Source organism: Klebsiella sp. Sb-30 (genome assembly GCF_057652795.1).
The window spans coordinates 4591991-4611361 of sequence record NZ_CM172749.1; the positions used below are offsets into that span (position 1 = coordinate 4591991).

Consider the following 19371-nt stretch of genomic DNA (forward strand, 5'->3'; position numbering starts at 1 on the left):
TCATAGAGAATTTGCATTACTGTAATGTGACATAAGTCACCTTTATGAGTGCAGTATTGCGCTGCAAAACGCCATGTTTACTTTAAGCATAATCAAAATCCGCAGACGCAACTGAATGTTAATATAATAACATAAAACCACAGGATACCTCGACAACAGCGAGTGCATTTTGTGCTAAAAATTGAAAAACAGGCAATAACCACTGAAAAATAAGTAAGTTACTAAAAAAAAGGAAATGATGAAATTATAACATCCGCAGAGGAGTGAGAAAGGGAGGTATCCGGGAATACCGGCGATGAAGCCGCAGCCTCTTCACCGCGGCTGACGCACGAGCGTCATCACTGAGAGTGGGACGTCACAGGGTACAGAACAACGCTTTCGTATTGTGAATCAACGCATTGGCAATGACATCCGCAGGTTCCTGCCGCAGTTCACATAGCGAGGCAAAGACACGGGCCACCTGCTCGGGCCGATTTGGCTGCCCCTGAAAACCATTGAGCGGCATATCCGGCGCATCCGTCTCCAGCAGCAGTGCCGATAGCGGTAGACGCGCCATGACATCACGCGTTTTACTGGCGCGTGGGTAGGTTATGGTTCCGCCGACGCCAATTTTATAACCTGCCTGAACGAAACGTTCCGCTTGCTGCAGGCTTCCCGCGAAACCATGCACCACGCCGGTTCTCGGCAGGGCATGTTTTTTCAGCAGCATCGCCAGCTTATCGTGAGTACGTCGGGAGTGCAGAATCACCGGCAGATCGTAACGCTTCGCCAGCCGCAGCTGCGCTTCCAGCATGACCTGCTGGCGCTCAAACTGCGGATCGTCACGATACAGATCGAGCCCCGTCTCCCCCACCGCGACCAGCTTTCGGTGGCGTTGGCGCAGGCACTCCTCCAGGCGCTCAAGACTGCGCTCATCATGCCGCTCGATCGCAATGGGATGCAGTCCCACGGCGGCATAAATCGCTTCATGCTGCTCCGCCAGCGCTAATACGCGGGGGAAATTTTCCGCTTCAATGGCCGGAACAATTATCTGCGTCACCCCGGCTTGCGCCGCCCGGGCAAGACTCTCGGCGGCATGGCCGGCGAAGGGCGGGAAATCAAAATGACAATGCGTATCGATAAACGTCCACGTCATGCCAGATCCTCGTTATCAAAGCTGGCATCATTAGCCTGCGGGGCGGTCACGAAAGTGGCCGGGTGAGAATCGTTGGCGACGGAAGCCGCCGGCACCACAACCGAGGCCGGCTGCGTGATTCGCGGCAGATGACGCACCAGCGGTGGACGGTCGGCCAGCATTTTGCCGACCGTCGCGAGGAAATAACGTCCGCACTGTCGCCCGGTCTTGTAGTCTTCCAGCAGCGCCGGTAAACGGCTTCCCAGCGCCATACTTTTAAGCGGTTTCTGCGGATAAATTTCCAGGATGCGCAGCTTACCCGGCGGCTTCTCAATAAACTGTTGGGTAGTGCGATAGGTGGCCTCGTGATGCTGGACCAGGTTCACAAACGGCTGCAGGCTGCTTTCCCCCAGCCAGCGCTCCATTCGCTTAAACCACTGCGGGGTATAGAACATCTGCGAAGGCACCGTACGGATAACCACGATGGTTTGCGCCCCGCGTCGGGCCGCCTCCTGTACGGGAATCGCATCGCTGACGCCGCCATCCAGATAGCTGATGCCGTCCAGCATGACGCCGCTGCGATAGAAACCGGGGATCGCGCTGGAGGCGCGGATCAGATCGAGCCACGTGGTCTGGGTGGGAGCAAAATAGTCTGGCGTATAATCATCGCCCCGGCAGGCGCACATCCACAGCTCTTTCCCCAGGGCGAACTGCTCCTCCGCATAGCTCATCGCCAGCGGCATTTTTTGCGCCGTGGTCTCCACCAGCCAGTCAAGATCGATGAGATTACCGCCGCGGACAAAACGCATAGGATCGAAAAATTCCCGGGCCGTGGTGTAACGGGTGATGACCTTGCGGGCGTAGCCCTGCTGGTTGCACATGTAGGCCGACAGGTTCTGCGCCCCGGCGGATGTCCCCAGCATAATGTCAAAGGGGTTGAATCCCGCGCGCATAAACTCATCCAGTACTCCGGCGGTAAAAATACCTCGCTGACCGCCACCCTCGCACACCAGGCCAAGCTTGCCCGGAAGAAATGGTTTGACAGACAACGGCGCAATGTTGCCAAGCGTTACGGGAATTCGATGTCCCACCCTGCTTTCCTGTTATGTTTTATTGTACCAGCCCAAAATCATTCGGTAGGGTCTCCCCCCGGCGCTCCCGGCCCGTCGGGCGGCATTCACCGCCCGCAAGGGATCTGAAATCCTGACATCCATCGCCGCGCCGTCCTGCAATTATTACCCCCCTGAAACCACGAAAGCCAGTCCTGAGGACTGGCTTTATGTAAAACGCTATGTCATTAAAACGCCTTTCGCGTCTTGCGCGGCAGGGAAAGACCGCTTTCTATGGGCGCCGGCGCCCGGTAAACAGGCTAACCAGGAACAGAATAATACCGACGACAAAGACGATTTTTGCAGCCCAGGCAGCCGTACCCGCCAGGCTACCAAATCCTAACGCGGCGGCAATCAGTGCAATGACCAGAAAAATAATGCCCCATCGAAACATAATGTGCTCCTTACCATAGTGGATAACGGTCGCTTTTCTGCGCGCTCAGGCCGCGCATAAATCAACCCTGTCATGCTCTTTTTCTTCACTCGTCATACGTCGAATTGCTGGTGGTCGGGCGATGCCCGTGTTCCTCGATAAAATGACCTGAATAAGCGCCAGAGGATTCATTTGTTTACCTCCCGCATGTCATTCAACGCATAATTCAAAGAGTTGAATAGTTAGCGGGAAATAACGTTATTAAATGAATGGGTTTATTTAACGCTGAGATTATTTTCTACGTTTTTAACACCAGAAACGGCTTTGGCAATGTCTGCCGCGCGATCCGCCTGCTGACGTGAATCAACGGTTCCGGATAAATGTACGGTCCCGTCACGGGTCTCAACCGTTACTTTTCGCGACGGCACAATGTCATCCGCCAACAGTTTGGCTTTAACTTGACTGGTAATGGCCGTATCGCCCGCGTACCCTTCCAGGCTGGCAGACTTCTCTGCGACCACGTTCAACTGGTCATTCACGGTGGTGACGCCTTTGACCGTTTTCGCGGCGTTCACCGCCAGATCTTTTTGCTCCGCGCTGTCAACCGAGCCGCTCAGTGTCACCACTTTATTCTCAGTTTTCACAGAGATATCGCTGCTGCGAATATTTTTATCGTCAATCAGCGCCGCTTTCACTCTGGCGGTGATGGTGCTGTCATCCATAAAATCGCCGACTTTATTCAGCGAGCTGTCGACGGCCTGACCGGCGCTGGTGGCAACCGATTGTGCGCTGTTCGCCGGCGGATTTTCTGCATATGCCGAGGCGCTTATCATGGCTGAGCCTAAGAAGAGAGCCAGCAACGTCCCGGCATCCTTTAGTCTTGTCATCTCTCTGTCCTCGTTATTTCTATATCGCTAAAGCAAAATAAGTAGCTTATTAAGCCAGAATCTTAAAAATTACTTATTAAATATAGTAGAAGGTCATGAAAGAGACGGAAAATATGTACAAAAAGTCACGCTGACGGGGATCTTTAAGAACTTTCTATAACGCGGGAAACGACGAAAAAATAGCGTGGAGCGCGGTGAGAGCCGCGCTCCGGAAGGGATTAGTGCTCGCGAGTTTTACGGAACAGAACGTCAGGATAGCGTTCCTGCGTCAGGTTCAGGTTAACCATAGTTGGCGCGATATATGTCAGATTATCACCGCCATCGAGGGCCAGCTGAATTTCGTTTTTACGCTTAAATTCCTCAAATTTTTTCACGTCGGTGGATTCCACCCAACGCGCGGTCGCCACGTTCACCGATTCGTAAATCGCTTCAACGTTGTATTCACTCTTCAGACGAGCCACGACCACATCAAACTGCAGCACACCGACCGCGCCGACAATAAGATCGTTATTGGCGATCGGACGGAAGACCTGTACCGCGCCCTCTTCAGAAAGCTGTACCAGCCCTTTCAGCAGCTGTTTCTGCTTCAGCGGATCCTTCAGGCGAATACGGCGGAACAGCTCCGGCGCGAAGTTCGGGATACCGGTGAACTTCATCATCTCGCCCTGGGTGAAGGTGTCGCCGATCTGAATCGTGCCGTGGTTGTGCAGACCGATAATATCGCCCGGCCAGGCCTCTTCCACATGAGAACGGTCGCCGGCCATAAAGGTCAGCGCATCGGAAATCACCACGTCTTTGCCCGTACGGACCTGACGCAGCTTCATGCCCTTCTCATACTTACCGGACACCACGCGCATAAAGGCCACGCGGTCACGGTGTTTCGGATCCATGTTGGCCTGAATTTTAAAGACGAAACCGGTAAATTTCTCTTCTTCCGCCGTCACTTCACGGGTATCGGTTTTACGCGGCATCGGCGCCGGCGCCCACTCAACCAGGCCATCCAGCATATGATCCACGCCGAAGTTACCTAAGGCCGTACCAAAGAAGACCGGGGTGATTTCGCCGGCGAGGAACAGATCTTTATCAAACTCGTTTGAAGCGCCCTGTACCAGCTCCAGCTCATCGCGCAGCTGCTGCGCCAGATCTTCGCCGACGGCCAGATCGAGATCCGGGTTATTCAACCCTTTCACGATCCGCACTTCCTGAATCGTGTGGCCCTTACCGGTCTGATAGAGATAGGTCTCATCTTTGTAGAGATGGTACACGCCCTTAAACAGCTTACCGCAGCCAATCGGCCAGGTGATCGGCGCGCAGGCAATACGCAGTTCGTTCTCCACCTCATCCAGCAGCTCCATCGGATCGCGGATATCACGGTCGAGTTTGTTCATGAACGTCAGGATCGGCGTATCGCGCAGACGGGTAACTTCCATCAGCTTACGGGTACGATCTTCAACGCCTTTTGCCGCATCGATGACCATCAGACAGCAGTCCACCGCCGTCAGGGTACGGTAGGTATCTTCGGAGAAGTCTTCGTGGCCCGGGGTATCCAGCAGGTTAACCAGGCTGTTGTGATACGGGAACTGCATCACCGACGTGGTAATGGAGATACCACGCTGTTTTTCCATCTCCATCCAGTCTGATTTTGCATGCTGGCTGGAACCACGGCCTTTAACGGTACCGGCGGTCTGAATCGCCTGTCCGAACAGTAATACCTTCTCGGTGATGGTCGTTTTACCGGCATCCGGGTGAGAGATAATGGCAAAAGTGCGGCGTTTGGCCACCTCTTGCAGATAAGGAGACAACGTCATAATTGATTCTTCTTAGTAAACGCGGCAACCGGCCACGCATGTGGAATACGAAAAATTGCGGCTATTTTACCCATCAATGGGGGGGAGGCAATCAGTGTTTACACAGGAGCTGCTCCAGGTCGCTTAAAGAGGTCACCGTCCAGTCGGGGTGAAGATCGGCAGGCAATTCACGCTGATGGGCATTCAGCCAGCAGGTGGCAAGGCCGGCATTCACCCCGCCGCGGATATCGGACTCTGCCGTATCGCCGACCATCAGCACGCGGGAACGATCGGGATGACCCGCCTGCGCCAGCGCATATTCAAAAATGCGCGCGTCCGGCTTCGCCACGCCGACCTCTTCAGAAATAATCAATAAATCAAAGTGATCGCGTAAGCCGGTGCGTTCCAGACGAATCTGCTGCAGCGAGGTAAACCCGTTGGTGATGATCCCCATCTTCACCTTCCCCTGCAGCGCATTCAGCAGCGATATCGCCCCAGGCAGCGGCGAGCAGATCTCGGCCATCGCATTCATAAAGGCGTCGTTGAGTTCGCCCGGCGGCACGCTGAGGCGCTCCGCCCAGCAATTAAAACGCTGATGTTGCAGCTGCAGCGCAGTGATCGTGCCGTTTTGATAGTCCACCCACAGGGGTTTGTTCACGGCCTGATAGTCCTGAAAATCTTCAGCGCTAAAGGTCACGCTATAGTCGAGAAACATTCGCTGCAGACCGGTAAAAGAATCAAATGTAAACAGCGTTTCATCGGCATCAAAGAAAATCCAGTCCCACTTCATCGTATCACCCTGTCATTGCCCGCCACACAGGCGTCTTGTTACAGCAGGTCTGAACAGCACAGCGTCAGACTTACCCTTAAAAAAGCCTGGCGAACAGGCCGTTACATACTGACTGGCAACGCCATTATGATCGCATCCTCACGCCCGTCGGCCGTGGGATAATAGTTGCGACGAATGGTTGCCTCGTTAAAACCTAAGCTCTCGTAAAGTGCGATAGCGGCTACGTTCGACGCACGCACTTCCAGCCACAGCGTTGCGACCCCGCGTTTCTCAACCTCATCAATCACCTGCTCCAGCAGCGCTCGCCCAAGGCCACGCCGCTGAAAAGCCGGGTCGACGGCGATGTTAAACAGCGTCGCTTCATCGAGGATAACTTGCGTAATCGCGAAGGCCGCCATCTCGCCATCAACCGTTAGTTGAAGGTTGAGATAACGTTCCCCCTGATTGCTGGCAAAGGTTTGTTCGCTCCACGGAAAAGCGTGGGCGCGTTGTTCTATTTGCCAGGCACGGGGCAAATCAGCCGTGTTGAGGGTAGAAATCGTGTTCATGAGCGCAGATTTGTTGCCAGAGCGCCATACGGGCAGGCGCGCTGGTCTGGAGTTCATCAAAAGCGGGCGTCGAAACCTGCGCGCCCGCCAGCAGTAACGGTGCGTCAGTACCCAGCCGCCAGCTGTTGCAGCGGCTATCCTGCGGCAACATAGCCACGCGATCCGGCGTGAGCTGCAGTACCTGATCCGGCGACAGCGCCAAAGCACGTAGAATATCGCTGATGAGCGGTTCAGTCAGCGACGGCGGGTTTTCTGCCACCATCACCAAACGAATATGCCCTGGAAGCGAGATAGCGATTTCACCCTGTAACGCCCCGGGGCGACGCAGCGACCACCGGGTGATACCCAGCTGCTGTAATTGCCACTCTCGTCGGGAAGTCATAGCAAAACACTCCTGTTAATTAAGCGCGCAATATAGCAAATCCCGCTTATCTGCGCCAACAAACTACGAACGACGCGCCCGCCGCTCGCTCAGAGGTGAGGCGTATAGCGTTATCCGCGCGCAGGCGGCGCCAGCAGCGCCAACAAAGAGGCAGCATTCTGGATAACGTGTATAATCGGCGCCAGTCTTAATGAAGGAGTGTTTCATGTCTGCTTTTACCCCGGCAAGTGAAGTCTTGCTGCGCCACAGTGATGATTTCGAACCCGCACGCGTTCTGTTTGCCGGTGACCTGCAGGATGACCTGCCCGCACGTCTGGACACCGCGGCCAGCCGCGCCCACACCCAGCAGTTTCACCACTGGCAAGTCCTGAACGGCCAGATGGGCGAAAACGTACGTTTTAGTCTGGTCGCCGAAGCCAGCGACGTTGCCGATTGCGACACGCTGATTTACTACTGGCCCAAGAACAAACCGGAAGCGCAGTTTCAACTGATGAACCTGCTGTCGCTGCTACCGGTCGGCATTGACGTTTTCGTCGTCGGGGAAAACCGCAGCGGCGTTCGCAGCGCCGAACAGATGCTGGCCGAATATGTCCCTCTGACGAAAGTGGACAGCGCACGTCGCTGCGGGCTGTATCACGGGCGTCTGGAAAAACAGCCGACGTTCGATCCGCAGCAGTACTGGGGCGAATACCCGCTGGAAAATCTGACCATTAAAACGCTGCCAGGCGTATTCAGCCGTGACGGACTGGATATTGGCAGCCAGCTGCTGCTCTCAACGCTGACGCCGCACACCAAAGGTAAAGTGCTCGATGTCGGCTGCGGCGCAGGCGTGCTGGCGACCGTCCTGGCCAGCCACTCGCCGAAGGTCCGCCTGACGCTCTGCGACGTCAGCGCGCCGGCGGTCGAAGCGAGCCACGCAACGCTCGCTGCCAACGGCATTGAAGGTGACGTGTTCGCCAGCAATGTGTTCTCCGAGGTGAACGGTCGTTTCGACATGATTATCTCCAACCCACCGTTCCACGATGGCCTGCAGACCAGCCAGGAAGCTGCGCAAACGCTGATTCGCGGCGCGGTCCGTCATCTGAACAGCGGCGGGGAGCTGCGTATTGTCGCCAACGCCTTCCTGCCGTATCCGGATGTGCTGGATGAAGTCTTCGGCTTCCATGAAGTGATTGCCCAAACCGGTCGCTTTAAAGTTTACCGTACCGTCATGACCCGCCAGGCGAAAAAATAATTTTCATCTTCTCCGGCGGCAGGGCAACCCCGCCGCCGGTTCCCCCCCTCAAATTCGACCATTTTTGCAACAATCAATCCAGGCCACACAATTAACTATTGACGTATAGCTGAAAACCACTAGAATGCGCCTCCGTGGTAACGATACTTTCATAGTGTCGATGGTATGCGAAGGTGGCGGAATTGGTAGACGCGCTAGCTTCAGGTGTTAGTGTCCTTACGGACGTGGGGGTTCAAGTCCCCCCCCTCGCACCATAAACCACGCAGATATCGCTCGCACTGTGCGAAGGTGGCGGAATTGGTAGACGCGCTAGCTTCAGGTGTTAGTGTTCTTACGGACGTGGGGGTTCAAGTCCCCCCCCTCGCACCAACGAGGCGATATCAAAAATTAAGAATACTGTGCGAAGGTGGCGGAATTGGTAGACGCGCTAGCTTCAGGTGTTAGTGTCCTTACGGACGTGGGGGTTCAAGTCCCCCCCCTCGCACCAATATTCTTACCCTTCTCTGTATTACCCCATCAGCTTCAAATTCAACGCCATCAGCATCATTCCACTGATTAACGCTACGCATGACGGCAACAGTACGAAATGCCGTAAACGCCGGTGCCAGATCATCAATGCCGTCATCAATAGACCGACCGCGATCAGCCCACGCCAGGCATCTACCGACAGGCCAGCCCCTCCCAGTACAGCAACCAGTATCCCAGGCAACAGCACTGCCCATCCACTGCCCAAAGCTCGCTGCAACATGTTCTCACCTTTCCAATCGATAATGATAACCAATATCATATGATAGCGTTTATCATTTGTCATGTTTTGCCCATCAGGATATTTCGTTCTTTACGTTCGGCCTGATGACATAGATTGGTGAAGGTGATAAATTAAACGCGCCGTAGTAATGTATTAAAATATTTGATTATTTCGCAAAAAACCGCACTGTGTGCAGTGCTTTTTATCGTTCATTTTTGGCAGCCATCATTTTGAAATTTAATGACTAATAACGACACGCCCAATATGACTGCACAATCCTGGCAAAAACATTATGATAAAAAATATCAATATTCCTTACGGCTCTTTTTGCTGCTGAATTTTATTTCTGCGGTTTTCTCGCTAATCAGTCCGCTCTATACCCCCGTCAGCTTTACCTTTCCCTGCGCCCTGATCGTTATACTCAGTGCCGCCCTGGCGCTATGGCACTGGAAATTTTCACGGCGTAAAATAAGTATTCCTTTTATTTCTCTGATATTTGGTGTGCTGTGGGCGTCGCATATAACGGAAAAAGCATTGTTACTGCCGGTGCCTCATTTTAACTTTCTGGTCATTGCGTTATTAAGCATATTGTTTATTGGCGCTATCGCATTCCCCAATAATATCATTGCCTTTACCCTGCACTCTTTACCCACGTTTATTGCCTGTCTGTTTCTTGCCGAAGGTGAACAGTGGTTACGTATGTTGTATTGCCTCACGCTCCCCATTGCCGGCATTATGTTGCAGAGCATCATTCAAAAACGCAGCGATGCCTTCACCCAGGGGCTGATGGATAAATTACTGCAGGAACGCAACACCCTGAACGATCTGAGTATGCTGGACCCTCTCACCGGTTTATATAACCGGCGCGGCCTGCAGAACCGCCTGGATACCCTTCTGGCGGTGAGTGACAGTGACCATCATGTGCTGCTGCTGGATATTGACCACTTTAAAGCCTACAACGACCACTATGGTCATATGATGGGCGATCAGGCATTGATTCAGGTCTCCGCTGCGATTCGCAATGCCGTACGATCGCGTGATATCGTCGCGCGCTTTGGCGGTGAAGAGTTTATGGTGCTGTTAACAAACAGCACGGCGGAAGCGGCTTCGCTGGCCGCCGAGCGTATCCGCCAGCAGGTTTACGATTTGAAAATTCCCCATATGTTTAATGAAAGCGTCGCCACCAATGTCACCATTAGTATTGGCATGACGCCCCTCATGGACTCCGATATTGATGGCGCCCTGAAAAGAGCCGATACGGCGCTCTATGAAGCAAAGGGCCAGGGACGCAACATTATCCTCGCCAGCTGATCCCGCCGCCGCGTGGTACAGCGCACGCGACGCAGACAAATATCTTGCCATCGCCCGGACAACTAACTAGTATCACTAATCATTATCATTTAGATTCATATCTGGCGATTTGATGGCTTACCGTTCTGTTTCATTCCGCAATGACATCATCTGGCAGGCTCCGTTGCTGCCGGCCGAAGATGCGTTGGCGAATGCGATTCGGGAAAAAATCACCACCCTTCGTCCCCATCTGCTGGATTTTCTTCGCCTTGATGAAGAGGCCCCGTCTTGCGCATTGACGCTCGCAGAATGGTCAACGCCCACGGTACTCAGCTCTCTGCTGGCAACCTGGTCCGATCATATCTATCGCAACCAGCCGACGATGCCACGTGAACAGAAACCGCTGCTCTCACTTTGGGCGCAATGGTATATCGGCCTGCTAGTGCCACCGCTGATGCTGGCGCTGCTGAGTGAAGAGACCGCCATCAGTGTTGCCCCGGAGCGTTTTCGCGTTGAATTTCATGAAACGGGCCGCGCGGCCTGCTTCTGGATCGATGTCAAAGCAGACTCCTCCGCCAGACCCCATTCGCCGCAAACGCGTATGGAAACGCTGGTGACCCACGCCCTGCTGCCGGTGGTACAGGCGCTGGAAGCGACCGGTGATATCAATGGCAAGCTTATCTGGAGTAATACCGGCTATCTGATCAACTGGTATCTGGGAGAAATGAAAGCGCTGCTGGGGGACGAACAGGTTGCCGCCCTGCGTCAACACTGCTTCTTTGAAAAGCAGTTTGCTGATGGCCAGGACAATCCGCTGTGGCGAACGGTGATTTTGCGGGAAGGATTGCTGGTGCGCCGCACCTGCTGTCAACGTAATCGTCTGCCAGACGTTCTTCAGTGCGGAGACTGCACGCTGAAATAATGCCATTCACGGCGGGCGGCATTCGGGCCGCCCGCCGGTTATCTTATGCTGTCTGCTGACTCTCTTCTTCCAGACGCTGAGCCTCTTCAGCCTCCTGCGCCAACAGCTGTTTCTCATACACCTTAAAGAACGGGAAGTAGATAATCGCGGAGACGCAGGCCAGAATAACCACCAGAATTGCCGCCCGGAAATCCCAGCCCAATGCCCACGCGCCGCCAATGGGCGCCGGAGCCGTCCACGGTACAACTGAAATCACTCGTCCAATCAGATCCAGCTTCATCGCCGCCCAGGCCAATACGGCGTTAACCATCGGTGCCAGCAGGAACGGAATAAAGAAGACCGGGTTCATGACGATAGGCGTGCCGAAAATAACCGGCTCGTTAATATTAAACAGGCTTGGCACGACGCTCAGCCGACCGATTGAACGCAGATGCGCCGACCGGCTGCGCAGATAGCAGAAGACCAGGCCCATTGTGGCGCCAGACCCCCCGATAACAATAAAGAAGGTCCAGAACGCCTCCATAAAGATATGCGGCAGCGGCGCGCCCTGAGCCAGCGCCTGCTGGTTCATCCCGAGGTTAGTCAGCCAGAACATTTGCAGCATGCCAGAGACAATCGCCGCGCCGTGGATCCCGGCGAACCACAGCAGATGGCCGATCAGCACCGCCAGTAAAATCGCCGGCAGCGAGTCCGCTGCGGATACCAGGGGTTTAAAGATGGCCATGATGGCCTGCGGAATAAGCATGTCAAAATGGTGCTGAATAAACAGGCTGAGCGGATAGAGCGTCAACACCACCACCAGCACCGGAATGAGCAGATCAAAGGAGTTTTTGATCATCGGCGGCACCTGATCCGGCAGGCGAATACCGATATTGTGCGCCTTCAGGAAACGCATCATTTCAACGCAGTACACGGCCACCAGAATCGCCGTAAAAATCCCCGTACCGCCGAGGCTATCGACCGGCAGGGTGCCGTTCGTTTTTGGCGCCGCCACCAGCAGAAAAGCCATAATGGACAACATGCTGCACATGAAGGGATCGAGCTGATGGGTCTTCTCATAATGCTTGCCGAGGTTATAAGAGATCGCGGCGCAAATGTAGATAGACATAATGCCCATCGTCATATCAAACGGCGTCAGAATCCGCCCTTCAAACTCTTTCGCCAAATCCAGCCAGGCGCGTGCAAACCCCCAGGTGGTATCAGGCGAAAACGGCGGGTAGGCAAAGACCAGCAGGAATGACCCGACAATCATAAACGGCATTGCCGAGATGAAACCGTCACGGATAGCCATCACGTGGCGCTGCGACGAGATTCGCCCGGCGACAGGGCTTATATAATTTTCTACAAAGCGAAATATCAGATTAAACGCAGCATGGTTAGCAGACATAGCAGCCCTCCTGACAGGCTTTAGATACTGGCCCAACAACGATTATTCTGCCGTTGTGATGAAAGATGTTCTGTGAACGGACAGCCACGCCGGCCATTCCATTCTCTATACTGTTCAAGTCAGCACGATTCATACACGGCTCTTTGTTATATGTGATACAGGGAAGTTACCCATCCAGTATTCATCTGAGCGAGCAGAACAGCAACCGGTTACAGTAACCGGTTACGGTGATTGTGAAGAAGATCCAGAAATTGGAATAATTCCTGATTCTCAATCAACAATATTTACACTCCTCCGGCCTTGTGACAGATTAAATCGGTCATTAATCAGGAGATCCCAATGAGCCTGCAGTCCGTGCGGCAGTTTTTTGCCGAACATGCCCCCGATATCGACATCATCGAGCTAAATCAAAGTACGGCCACCGTTGCCCTGGCAGCCGCCGCGCATCATGTCGAACCCGGGCAAATCGCCAAGACCCTTTCGTTAAAAGTGAAAGAACAGGTCATCCTTGTTGTCGCCAGCGGCAACGCCCGGCTGGATAATAAAAAACTGAAGGACGCATTTGGCGCGAAAGCGCGCATGCTCAGCAGTGATGAGGTCGTGATGTTGACCGGGCATCCGGTGGGCGGCGTGTGTCCTTTCGGGCTGGAAAATCCGCTGGCGATCTACTGCGATATTTCGCTAAAACAGTACCCGGAAGTCTTACCGGCAGCAGGCGCTATCCATAGCGCAGTGCGCATTTCACCGGACAGAATGGCGCAGTTGACCGAAGCGACCTGGATTGATGTTTGCCAGTAGCATACCTGGAGCACGGCTACGCTATCCCTTCCCCCGCAGCGTCCTGGCAGCATGGCGGCGGGAAATGGATCAAAATATCGGCTGCGCTCAGCAGCCCGAGATCGGAGCTGATACCCAGCCTGGCCATCGCATTGCACTTGTGGGCGCGAATGGTTTTGATATTCCGCTCCATCTGCACCGCTATCTCTGACAATGAATAGCCACAGGCTATATAGCGAAGAATTGTTTGCTCCATATAACTGAGGCGATGACCGTAGAGCGCCTTGCGGCTGGCAGGTTCATTACGGGGGGCTATTTGTTGCTCAAGTAGCCGAAATAGCTGCTCCTGCAGCGTTTCACGGCCGCAGGCTTTATTTAAAACGCCGTGCAGGTGGAATGGCACCAGCTGAGTAATTAAGTCACGCTCTGCTCCGCTATTCGCCAGAATAATTCGCAGAATATTCGGATGGGTATAAGCAGCCTCCTGAAAAAAAAGCAAACTTTCCAGTCGCAGCTGACGATGACCGGAAAGCGAAAAAATAATCGCAGTGACCTGCCTGATATTCATCGTTTGCGTCAATGACTGAACATCTTTGAAAAAATGAATGCCACTATTTTCGTTATAACGATCGTTTAAGATAAAACGAAGCGCCGTCTCCGTCATTACGCACGGTTCGATGACAGCAATGCGTTGCGCTTCGCTACGCTTCTCCATTCCTGCAGCTCTCCATGTTCTGAGTATATATTCAACTCTTTCATCCCTTGTTCACTATTAATCCAGGCATACATCTGCGCATTGCCATTCAAAGATAAACGGCGCATAGCGCTATTTTTTTGCGCGCTAATCGTCTTATTACTTTTTTTCAATAACGAGGCTATTTGATTAATTCCCCAGCCCTTTGCCAGAAGCCGTAAAACTTTGCGCTCAGATAAAGTCAGCGAGCTTATCATCTCCGGGCTCATCGATACCGTATCGGTTGGCGTATTGAGAAAAGTCGCTTTATCATTCGTGACAGACACATCCTCCGGGCGCCTCGCTTCTGCCGCGCATATCGCTGCGCCTAAACGTACCACCGGCGCCATGTCGGAAACTAATGTACTGTTATCACGGACTAAAAATATCTGGGCCGCGCGATCGCTGGCGCGCCCGACAATATAAACCCAGTGAATATCTTTATACTGACTCATTAAAAAACAATAATATTCACAAACTTCCTGAGGCTGGCTGAGGTCACCGGACAGGTCGACAATAACCTGCCGGGTTCGACCCAGTTCGGTTAGCGTGAGCTCCTCCGGCGAACGGCAGCAGCTGAATATATAGTCGGGGAGACATTCACTGGTGATGGTTTTTAAGCCGGACTGCATAACCGGTATTTTGCTGATGATGATGCCGCACTGATCATGTCCTGGTAACATAAACCCTCCGTTTTCTGTAGAAGATTCACGTCTGGCATAAAACAGATGGCCCCCTGGCAACCATAATATTATTTTGCCAGGTGAATCCGTGTCACCCCTGGCGAACGTTTCGGCCTTACGCTCTGTACCAATTTTAGTGTGGGGAATTGCATTGCTGGCCTTAGCAATAAACGACATTAGCATACATAAAGAGCAACAATAAATTAGAAAAAATGAAAGCAGACTTTAGAAAGAATTACGCAAAACCTGTCACATCATATTTTATTTAATTTCATTCCTGAATGTTTTTGGCGATACGCCGCTATAGCGACGAAAAAAACGGGAAAAATAAGTCGCATCTGAAAACCCCAAATAATCAGAAAGTTGAGTCACAGTCATCGTGGTATATTGCAAATTACGCCGCGCCTCCAGCATCAGTCTTTGGTGCAAAACCCCTAAGGCACTGCAGCCATGAAATTCACGACACAAATAATTGAGGTGCGTCGCCGACAGCCCAACCTGGCGGGCGTATTCCGCCAGCGGCAGATGTTCGCGGTAATGACTTTCAATAAGACGAGAGAAATGGCGCATGACGCTGCGCTTTCGTTCCGCTTTCCCTTCGGCGACCGACGTCGGGCGGCACTGCCGGTTCAGCCAAACCAGCAGCGCCCCTAAAAGCGAGTGCAGCATCATTTCCCGGGCATCCAGCTCTTCGCAATACTCTTCCCGTAATGCCGTAAACAGCGCACGGATATGCCCGCGGGAGTGCTTAACGGGCACGCACTGCGGCTGGCCGAGGACATCAAGCTGGCGGCCAAACTGGCGTTCAAAATGGCTGAGCAACGGCAGCGCCAGCGACAGAACATAGCCCTGCGTGCCGGGTGAAAAACGAAACCCATGAATGCACAACGCCGGCACCACCTGAATACAGGATTCGGTCATCACGGTGGTAGTCCCCTCAATTTCGATCTCCGCCCTGCCTTTATGCAAATAGAGCAGCTGCACCATCTCCGCATGCTGATGCATGCGGATATGCCACTCATACAGGCTGCTGCGCTGCAAAATCGACTCGCAGTGCAGGAGATCGGGCGTAGGCCAGTCGCGCTCTTCGCCATACAATTTAAAAACGGGAACGGTATTGGTGGCCTGCATGACAACTCCAGCTGTTGATTCCCTACGCCACACGCTCCATAGGCAAACCCACATAGTTTTCCGCTATGGTGGTCAACCCGGCGCGCGATCCGAGGTAATAGCGACGGTCCGCCGCCTGCATTTTTTTATCAAACTCGCTTTGCTGCGGAAAATCATGCAGCAGGCGGGTCATAAACCAGCTGAACCGTTCCCCCTTCCACACCCGATCAAGAGCAAAACGAGAATAACTCGCCAGCAGATCGATGCGACCGCGGTGATAATACTCCCGCAGAATGCGCCACAAATAGTTCACATCGGAAGCGGCCAGATTCAGCCCTTTTGCTCCGGTCGGCGGCACGATATGCGCCGCATCGCCCACCAGGAACAGCCGCCCGTACTGCATCGGCTCCACCACGTAGCTACGCAGCGGTGCAATGCTTTTCTCAAGTGAGTGACCAGTCACTAACTTGCCAGACAGCTCATCCGGCAGACGGCGTTTCAGCTCATCCCAGAAACGTTGGTCCGACCATGCCTCAACCTTGTCGCTCAGCGGGACCTGCAGATAGTAGCGGCTTCTTGTTAGTGAGCGCTGACTACACAAAACAAATCCCCGCTCATGGTGAGCATAAATCAGCTCCGGGTTGACCGGCGGCGTGTCCGACAGCAGCCCCAGCCAGCCAAACGGCCAGATGCTTTCATACTCTTTAAGAATGTCACGCGGGATGCTTTGTCGCGAGACACCGTGAAAACCATCGCAACCGGCAATAAAATCACACTCGAGGCGGCAGGTTTCCCCGCCGCTGACGAAGGAGACTGACGGCCGATCGCTCTTCGCATCCTGAATCGTCACGTCGCTGACGCCATAAATAACCGGCGCTCCGCAGTCAGCACGCGCCGCCATTAAATCCCGGGTCACTTCGGTCTGGCCGTATACCATCACGCTTTTGCCACCGGTCAGCTCTGTCAGCGCAACCGGTACCCGCTGCCCCTCAAATAAAAACTCAACCCCATGATGCACCAGCCCCTCCGCATCCATGCGCTGCGATACTCCGGCCTCTCGCAGCAGGTCGACGGTACCGCTTTCCAGAATCCCCGCCCGGATGCGCCCCAGCACATATTCCGGCGTTTGCCGCTCGAGAATAACGGTTTCGATCCCGGCTCGATGCAACAGTTGTCCCAGCAGCAGCCCGGAGGGGCCCGCCCCGATAATCGCGACCTGTGTTTTCATAGAATTGCCTCACGCTCGATGGTTAATTATTTGTTTGTTTTTTGTTTAATAAAAGTTCTCTCCTGCATTTTTGATAACCCGGACGAGAAAAAGAAGGCAAAAATCCGTACAAAAAATGCACTTTTCAACAGTTTTAAGAAAGTGTGGCGGAGTTCAAATTCTATTTCGGCCGCCTGCGGCGACTTTTTGCACATTGTTTGATCCGGTCCCCCTCAGAGAAAGCGCGAGTTCAGGTTAAAGTAACAACAGACATGACGGCATCGGATGTGACGGACAGCGGGTATTTATGCAAGCAGATCGGGCAGTTCAGCGCACAATTACGCGACTATGTATTCAGTGTGGACTTTTCTTGTTACAGCATGGCGCAGAGAGCGCGCTGGTTGAGGAGCTCTCGACTCGTCTGGGGCGGGCGCTCGGCATGGACAGCGTTGAAAGCGCCATCTCCTCGAATGCGATTGTGCTCACCACGATTAAAGACGGCGAGTGCCTGACCTCTACGCGTAAAAACATCGATCGCGGCATTAACATGCACGTGGTGACGGAAGTGCAGCATATTGTGATTATGGCCGAGCATAAGCTGCTGGATTATAAAGATGTGGAGAAGCGCTTTACGCAGATTAAGCCGCTGCGCTATCCGCGCTGGCTGGTGGTTCTGATGGTGGGGCTCTCCTGCGCCTGTTTCTGCAAGCTCAACAACGGTGGCTGGGACGGTGCGCTGGTCACCTTCTGCGCCAGCACTATCGCCATGTATATTCGCCAGCTCCTGACCCATCGCTCGATGCATCCGCAGATAAACTTCTGTATCACCGCCTTTGTCGCCACCACCATCTCCGGGCTGATGCTGCGCCTTCCCGCCTTTACCAACACGTCAACGGTGGCGATGGCCGCCAGCGTACTGCTGCTGGTGCCCGGCTTCCCGCTGATTAACGCCGTTGCGGATATGTTTAAAGGGCATATCAATACCGGCCTGGCGCGCTGGGCGCTGGCCAGTCTGCTGACGCTGGCCACCTGCATTGGCGTGGTGATGGCAATGACCATGTGGGGGCTACGCGGATGGGCATAATCTCGTATCTGTGCGCGCTGCTTCAGGATATGGCGCTGTCGGCCATTCCGGCCGCCGGGTTTGCCATGGTGTTTAACGTACCGCAGCGCGCGCTGCGCTGGTGTGCGCTGCTGGGAGCGATCGGCCACGGTTCACGTATGGTGATGATGACCGCAGGATTCAATATTGAATGGGCGACGTTCCTCGCCGCTCTGCTGGTTGGCAGCATCGGCATTCAATGGTCCCGCTGGTACCTGGCGCATCCCAAAATTTTCACCGTCGCAGCCGTGATCCCGATGTTCCCCGGTATTTCCGCCTATACGGCGATGATCTCGGCGGTGAAAATCAGCCATTTTGGCTACTCGGAAGAGATGATGATCATGCTGCTGAGTAATTTCCTCAAGGCTTCCTCCATCGTTGGCGCCCTCTCTATCGGTCTTTCCATTCCGGGTCTCTGGCTGTACCGTAAGCGCCCGCGGGTATAGCAGGGATTTGGCCCGACGCTGTGCTACTATAGCCAATGGATTTCAGTTTGCTTTACTGCGACAGCCGCGGGGATCCCGATACGCTGCCTGAAACCAGCGGGTCGGATTAACGCCCGTAGTCAGCAATGAAGCACCTGAAAAACGACAGGTATCCGGGGGCGATTACCCCTCTCTATTGTTGTTCAGAATTGAGATAGTGTTATGTCTTCGCGAATATTAACCACCGATTTTAGCGGCCTGGATGATTTTATTCAGGACCATGCGGCCGTTCTCGCAAAATCGGCCAGCGGCGCGGTTGCCGTTTTTGCTAACAATGCCCCAGCGTTCTACGCGCTCACGCCGGAACGTCTGGCGCAGCTGCTGGAGCTGGAAGCAAAACTGGCTCGCCCCGGCAGCGATGTTGCGCTCGATACGCAGTTTTTCGACGAACCCGGCGCAGCGCCAACCGCTATCCCCGTGGGGAAATTCGCCATGTATGCCGACTGGCAGCCGGACGCTGATTTCCAGCGCATGGCCGCGCTGTGGGGCATCGCCCTCAGCCAACCGGTGACGCCGGAAGAGCTGGCGGCGTTTGTCGCCTACTGGCAGGCGGAAGGCAAAGTCTTTCATCATGTGCAATGGCAGCAAAAGCTGGCGCGCAGCGTACAGATCGGCCGGGCCAGCAACGGCGGCCAGCCGCGGCGCGATGTGAATACGGTCAGCGAACCAGATAGCCATATTCCACGAGGTTTCAGAGGATGAG

General features: G+C 54.0%; 21 protein-coding genes and 3 tRNA genes. 10 read left to right on the plus strand and 14 right to left on the minus strand.

Annotated features, from left to right (window positions below; genetic code table 11):
- Positions 1-355: 355 nt before the first annotated feature.
- From AC236I_RS21460 to AC236I_RS21495, 8 genes are all read right to left on the minus strand, one after another.
- The gene (locus AC236I_RS21460; RefSeq protein ID WP_004857654.1) at positions 356-1135 is read right to left on the minus strand and encodes a metal-dependent hydrolase; all 780 of its coding nucleotides are present in this window, start codon (positions 1133-1135) and stop codon (positions 356-358) included.
- Positions 1132-2205: a patatin-like phospholipase family protein gene (locus AC236I_RS21465; protein WP_032716534.1), complete on the minus strand. Its 1074-nt coding sequence runs from the start codon at positions 2203-2205 to the stop codon at positions 1132-1134. The genes AC236I_RS21460 and AC236I_RS21465 overlap by 4 nt, the downstream gene beginning before the upstream one ends.
- Before the next feature lie 250 nt (positions 2206-2455).
- Positions 2456-2617, minus strand: coding sequence for a DUF1328 domain-containing protein (locus tag AC236I_RS21470; protein ID WP_004857650.1), 162 nt, complete (start codon positions 2615-2617; stop codon positions 2456-2458).
- 254 nt (positions 2618-2871) lie between these two features.
- Positions 2872-3483 carry a molecular chaperone OsmY gene (osmY, locus tag AC236I_RS21475; RefSeq protein WP_004857647.1) on the minus strand — a complete coding sequence of 204 codons (612 nt, stop codon included), beginning with the start codon at positions 3481-3483 and terminating at the stop codon, positions 2872-2874.
- Positions 3484-3701: 218 nt separating this feature from the next.
- Entirely contained in the window at positions 3702-5291 is a 1590-nt protein-coding gene (gene prfC / locus AC236I_RS21480) for a peptide chain release factor 3 (RefSeq protein WP_004857644.1), read from the minus strand.
- A 91-nt stretch (positions 5292-5382) separates the two neighbouring features.
- On the minus strand, positions 5383-6060 hold the full coding sequence (gene yjjG, locus AC236I_RS21485; protein ID WP_086817298.1) for a pyrimidine 5'-nucleotidase: 678 nt from the start codon (positions 6058-6060) through the stop codon (positions 5383-5385).
- Between the two features lie 101 nt (positions 6061-6161).
- Positions 6162-6608, minus strand: coding sequence for a ribosomal protein S18-alanine N-acetyltransferase (gene rimI / locus AC236I_RS21490; RefSeq protein ID WP_004857641.1), 447 nt, complete (start codon positions 6606-6608; stop codon positions 6162-6164).
- Complete coding sequence (locus tag AC236I_RS21495; RefSeq protein WP_004857639.1) at positions 6577-6990, minus strand: DNA polymerase III subunit psi; 414 nt, start codon at positions 6988-6990, stop codon at positions 6577-6579. Before AC236I_RS21495 ends, rimI begins: the two co-directional genes overlap by 32 nt.
- 205 nt (positions 6991-7195) lie before the next feature.
- Between AC236I_RS21495 and rsmC the strand changes: the two genes are divergently transcribed.
- The 4 genes from rsmC to AC236I_RS21515 all read left to right on the plus strand — a co-directional run bounded on the left by rsmC (position 7196) and on the right by AC236I_RS21515 (position 8711).
- Entirely contained in the window at positions 7196-8224 is a 1029-nt protein-coding gene (rsmC, locus tag AC236I_RS21500; RefSeq protein ID WP_142631790.1) for a 16S rRNA (guanine(1207)-N(2))-methyltransferase RsmC, read from the plus strand.
- A 167-nt stretch (positions 8225-8391) separates the two neighbouring features.
- Positions 8392-8478: transfer RNA gene (locus AC236I_RS21505), tRNA-Leu, on the plus strand.
- Between the two features lie 28 nt (positions 8479-8506).
- A tRNA-Leu gene (locus AC236I_RS21510) sits at positions 8507-8593 on the plus strand.
- Between the two features lie 31 nt (positions 8594-8624).
- Positions 8625-8711, plus strand: a tRNA-Leu gene (locus tag AC236I_RS21515).
- A 21-nt stretch (positions 8712-8732) separates the two neighbouring features.
- On the opposite strand, the gene AC236I_RS21520 is transcribed toward AC236I_RS21515, so the two are convergent.
- Positions 8733-8972: a DUF1435 domain-containing protein gene (locus AC236I_RS21520; RefSeq protein WP_032716607.1), complete on the minus strand. Its 240-nt coding sequence runs from the start codon at positions 8970-8972 to the stop codon at positions 8733-8735.
- 264 nt (positions 8973-9236) lie between these two features.
- Between AC236I_RS21520 and AC236I_RS21525 the strand changes: the two genes are divergently transcribed.
- Both AC236I_RS21525 and fhuF read left to right on the plus strand, forming a co-directional pair.
- Entirely contained in the window at positions 9237-10283 is a 1047-nt protein-coding gene (locus AC236I_RS21525; RefSeq protein WP_015585190.1) for a GGDEF domain-containing protein, read from the plus strand.
- 112 nt (positions 10284-10395) lie between these two features.
- Positions 10396-11184, plus strand: coding sequence for a siderophore-iron reductase FhuF (gene fhuF / locus AC236I_RS21530; RefSeq protein ID WP_004857631.1), 789 nt, complete (start codon positions 10396-10398; stop codon positions 11182-11184).
- A 43-nt stretch (positions 11185-11227) separates the two neighbouring features.
- On the opposite strand, the gene AC236I_RS21535 is transcribed toward fhuF, so the two are convergent.
- Entirely contained in the window at positions 11228-12571 is a 1344-nt protein-coding gene (locus AC236I_RS21535) for a PTS cellobiose transporter subunit IIC (protein WP_004857629.1), read from the minus strand.
- A gap of 339 nt (positions 12572-12910) precedes the next feature.
- Here AC236I_RS21535 and AC236I_RS21540 point away from each other — a divergent pair, with 339 nt between their 5' ends.
- The gene (locus AC236I_RS21540; protein ID WP_004857627.1) at positions 12911-13369 is read left to right on the plus strand and encodes a YbaK/EbsC family protein; all 459 of its coding nucleotides are present in this window, start codon (positions 12911-12913) and stop codon (positions 13367-13369) included.
- 16 nt (positions 13370-13385) lie between these two features.
- On the opposite strand, the gene bglJ is transcribed toward AC236I_RS21540, so the two are convergent.
- From bglJ to pobA, 4 genes are all read right to left on the minus strand, one after another.
- Positions 13386-14063, minus strand: coding sequence for a DNA-binding transcriptional activator BglJ (gene bglJ, locus AC236I_RS21545; RefSeq protein WP_004857625.1), 678 nt, complete (start codon positions 14061-14063; stop codon positions 13386-13388).
- Entirely contained in the window at positions 14012-14764 is a 753-nt protein-coding gene (locus tag AC236I_RS21550) for a helix-turn-helix transcriptional regulator (protein WP_088883456.1), read from the minus strand. Before AC236I_RS21550 ends, bglJ begins: the two co-directional genes overlap by 52 nt.
- A 261-nt stretch (positions 14765-15025) precedes the next feature.
- Complete coding sequence (locus AC236I_RS21555) at positions 15026-15895, minus strand: helix-turn-helix domain-containing protein (protein ID WP_004857621.1); 870 nt, start codon at positions 15893-15895, stop codon at positions 15026-15028.
- A gap of 22 nt (positions 15896-15917) precedes the next feature.
- Entirely contained in the window at positions 15918-17102 is a 1185-nt protein-coding gene (gene pobA / locus AC236I_RS21560; protein WP_015585193.1) for a 4-hydroxybenzoate 3-monooxygenase, read from the minus strand.
- Between the two features lie 286 nt (positions 17103-17388).
- Between pobA and AC236I_RS21565 the strand changes: the two genes are divergently transcribed.
- From AC236I_RS21565 to dnaT, 3 genes are all read left to right on the plus strand, one after another.
- A complete protein-coding gene (locus AC236I_RS21565; protein WP_015585194.1) occupies positions 17389-18165 on the plus strand; it encodes a threonine/serine exporter family protein in 777 nt (258 codons plus the stop codon).
- Positions 18156-18629 carry a threonine/serine exporter gene (locus AC236I_RS21570; protein ID WP_004857614.1) on the plus strand — a complete coding sequence of 158 codons (474 nt, stop codon included), beginning with the start codon at positions 18156-18158 and terminating at the stop codon, positions 18627-18629. The genes AC236I_RS21565 and AC236I_RS21570 overlap by 10 nt, the downstream gene beginning before the upstream one ends.
- Before the next feature lie 201 nt (positions 18630-18830).
- Entirely contained in the window at positions 18831-19370 is a 540-nt protein-coding gene (dnaT, locus tag AC236I_RS21575) for a primosomal protein DnaT (RefSeq protein WP_004857612.1), read from the plus strand.
- Position 19371: the final 1 nt, after the last annotated feature.

What these genes read in the sequence shown, in the direction of transcription:
- dnaT (WP_004857612.1), top strand. Translation starts at nt 18,831, where the DNA reads ATGTCTTCGCGAATATTAACCACCGATTTTAGCGGCCTGGATGATTTT.
- AC236I_RS21520 (WP_032716607.1), bottom strand. Translation starts at nt 8,972, where the DNA reads ATGTTGCAGCGAGCTTTGGGCAGTGGATGGGCAGTGCTGTTGCCTGGG.
- fhuF (WP_004857631.1), top strand. Translation starts at nt 10,396, where the DNA reads ATGGCTTACCGTTCTGTTTCATTCCGCAATGACATCATCTGGCAGGCT.
- AC236I_RS21470 (WP_004857650.1), bottom strand. Translation starts at nt 2,617, where the DNA reads ATGTTTCGATGGGGCATTATTTTTCTGGTCATTGCACTGATTGCCGCC.
- AC236I_RS21555 (WP_004857621.1), bottom strand. Translation starts at nt 15,895, where the DNA reads ATGCAGGCCACCAATACCGTTCCCGTTTTTAAATTGTATGGCGAAGAG.
- pobA (WP_015585193.1), bottom strand. Translation starts at nt 17,102, where the DNA reads ATGAAAACACAGGTCGCGATTATCGGGGCGGGCCCCTCCGGGCTGCTG.
- AC236I_RS21565 (WP_015585194.1), top strand. Translation starts at nt 17,389, where the DNA reads ATGCAAGCAGATCGGGCAGTTCAGCGCACAATTACGCGACTATGTATT.
- AC236I_RS21570 (WP_004857614.1), top strand. Translation starts at nt 18,156, where the DNA reads ATGGGCATAATCTCGTATCTGTGCGCGCTGCTTCAGGATATGGCGCTG.
- osmY (WP_004857647.1), bottom strand. Translation starts at nt 3,483, where the DNA reads ATGACAAGACTAAAGGATGCCGGGACGTTGCTGGCTCTCTTCTTAGGC.
- prfC (WP_004857644.1), bottom strand. Translation starts at nt 5,291, where the DNA reads ATGACGTTGTCTCCTTATCTGCAAGAGGTGGCCAAACGCCGCACTTTT.
- AC236I_RS21550 (WP_088883456.1), bottom strand. Translation starts at nt 14,764, where the DNA reads ATGTTACCAGGACATGATCAGTGCGGCATCATCATCAGCAAAATACCG.
- AC236I_RS21495 (WP_004857639.1), bottom strand. Translation starts at nt 6,990, where the DNA reads ATGACTTCCCGACGAGAGTGGCAATTACAGCAGCTGGGTATCACCCGG.
- AC236I_RS21540 (WP_004857627.1), top strand. Translation starts at nt 12,911, where the DNA reads ATGAGCCTGCAGTCCGTGCGGCAGTTTTTTGCCGAACATGCCCCCGAT.
- AC236I_RS21535 (WP_004857629.1), bottom strand. Translation starts at nt 12,571, where the DNA reads ATGTCTGCTAACCATGCTGCGTTTAATCTGATATTTCGCTTTGTAGAA.
- bglJ (WP_004857625.1), bottom strand. Translation starts at nt 14,063, where the DNA reads ATGGAGAAGCGTAGCGAAGCGCAACGCATTGCTGTCATCGAACCGTGC.
- rsmC (WP_142631790.1), top strand. Translation starts at nt 7,196, where the DNA reads ATGTCTGCTTTTACCCCGGCAAGTGAAGTCTTGCTGCGCCACAGTGAT.
- AC236I_RS21525 (WP_015585190.1), top strand. Translation starts at nt 9,237, where the DNA reads ATGACTGCACAATCCTGGCAAAAACATTATGATAAAAAATATCAATAT.
- yjjG (WP_086817298.1), bottom strand. Translation starts at nt 6,060, where the DNA reads ATGAAGTGGGACTGGATTTTCTTTGATGCCGATGAAACGCTGTTTACA.
- AC236I_RS21460 (WP_004857654.1), bottom strand. Translation starts at nt 1,135, where the DNA reads ATGACGTGGACGTTTATCGATACGCATTGTCATTTTGATTTCCCGCCC.
- rimI (WP_004857641.1), bottom strand. Translation starts at nt 6,608, where the DNA reads ATGAACACGATTTCTACCCTCAACACGGCTGATTTGCCCCGTGCCTGG.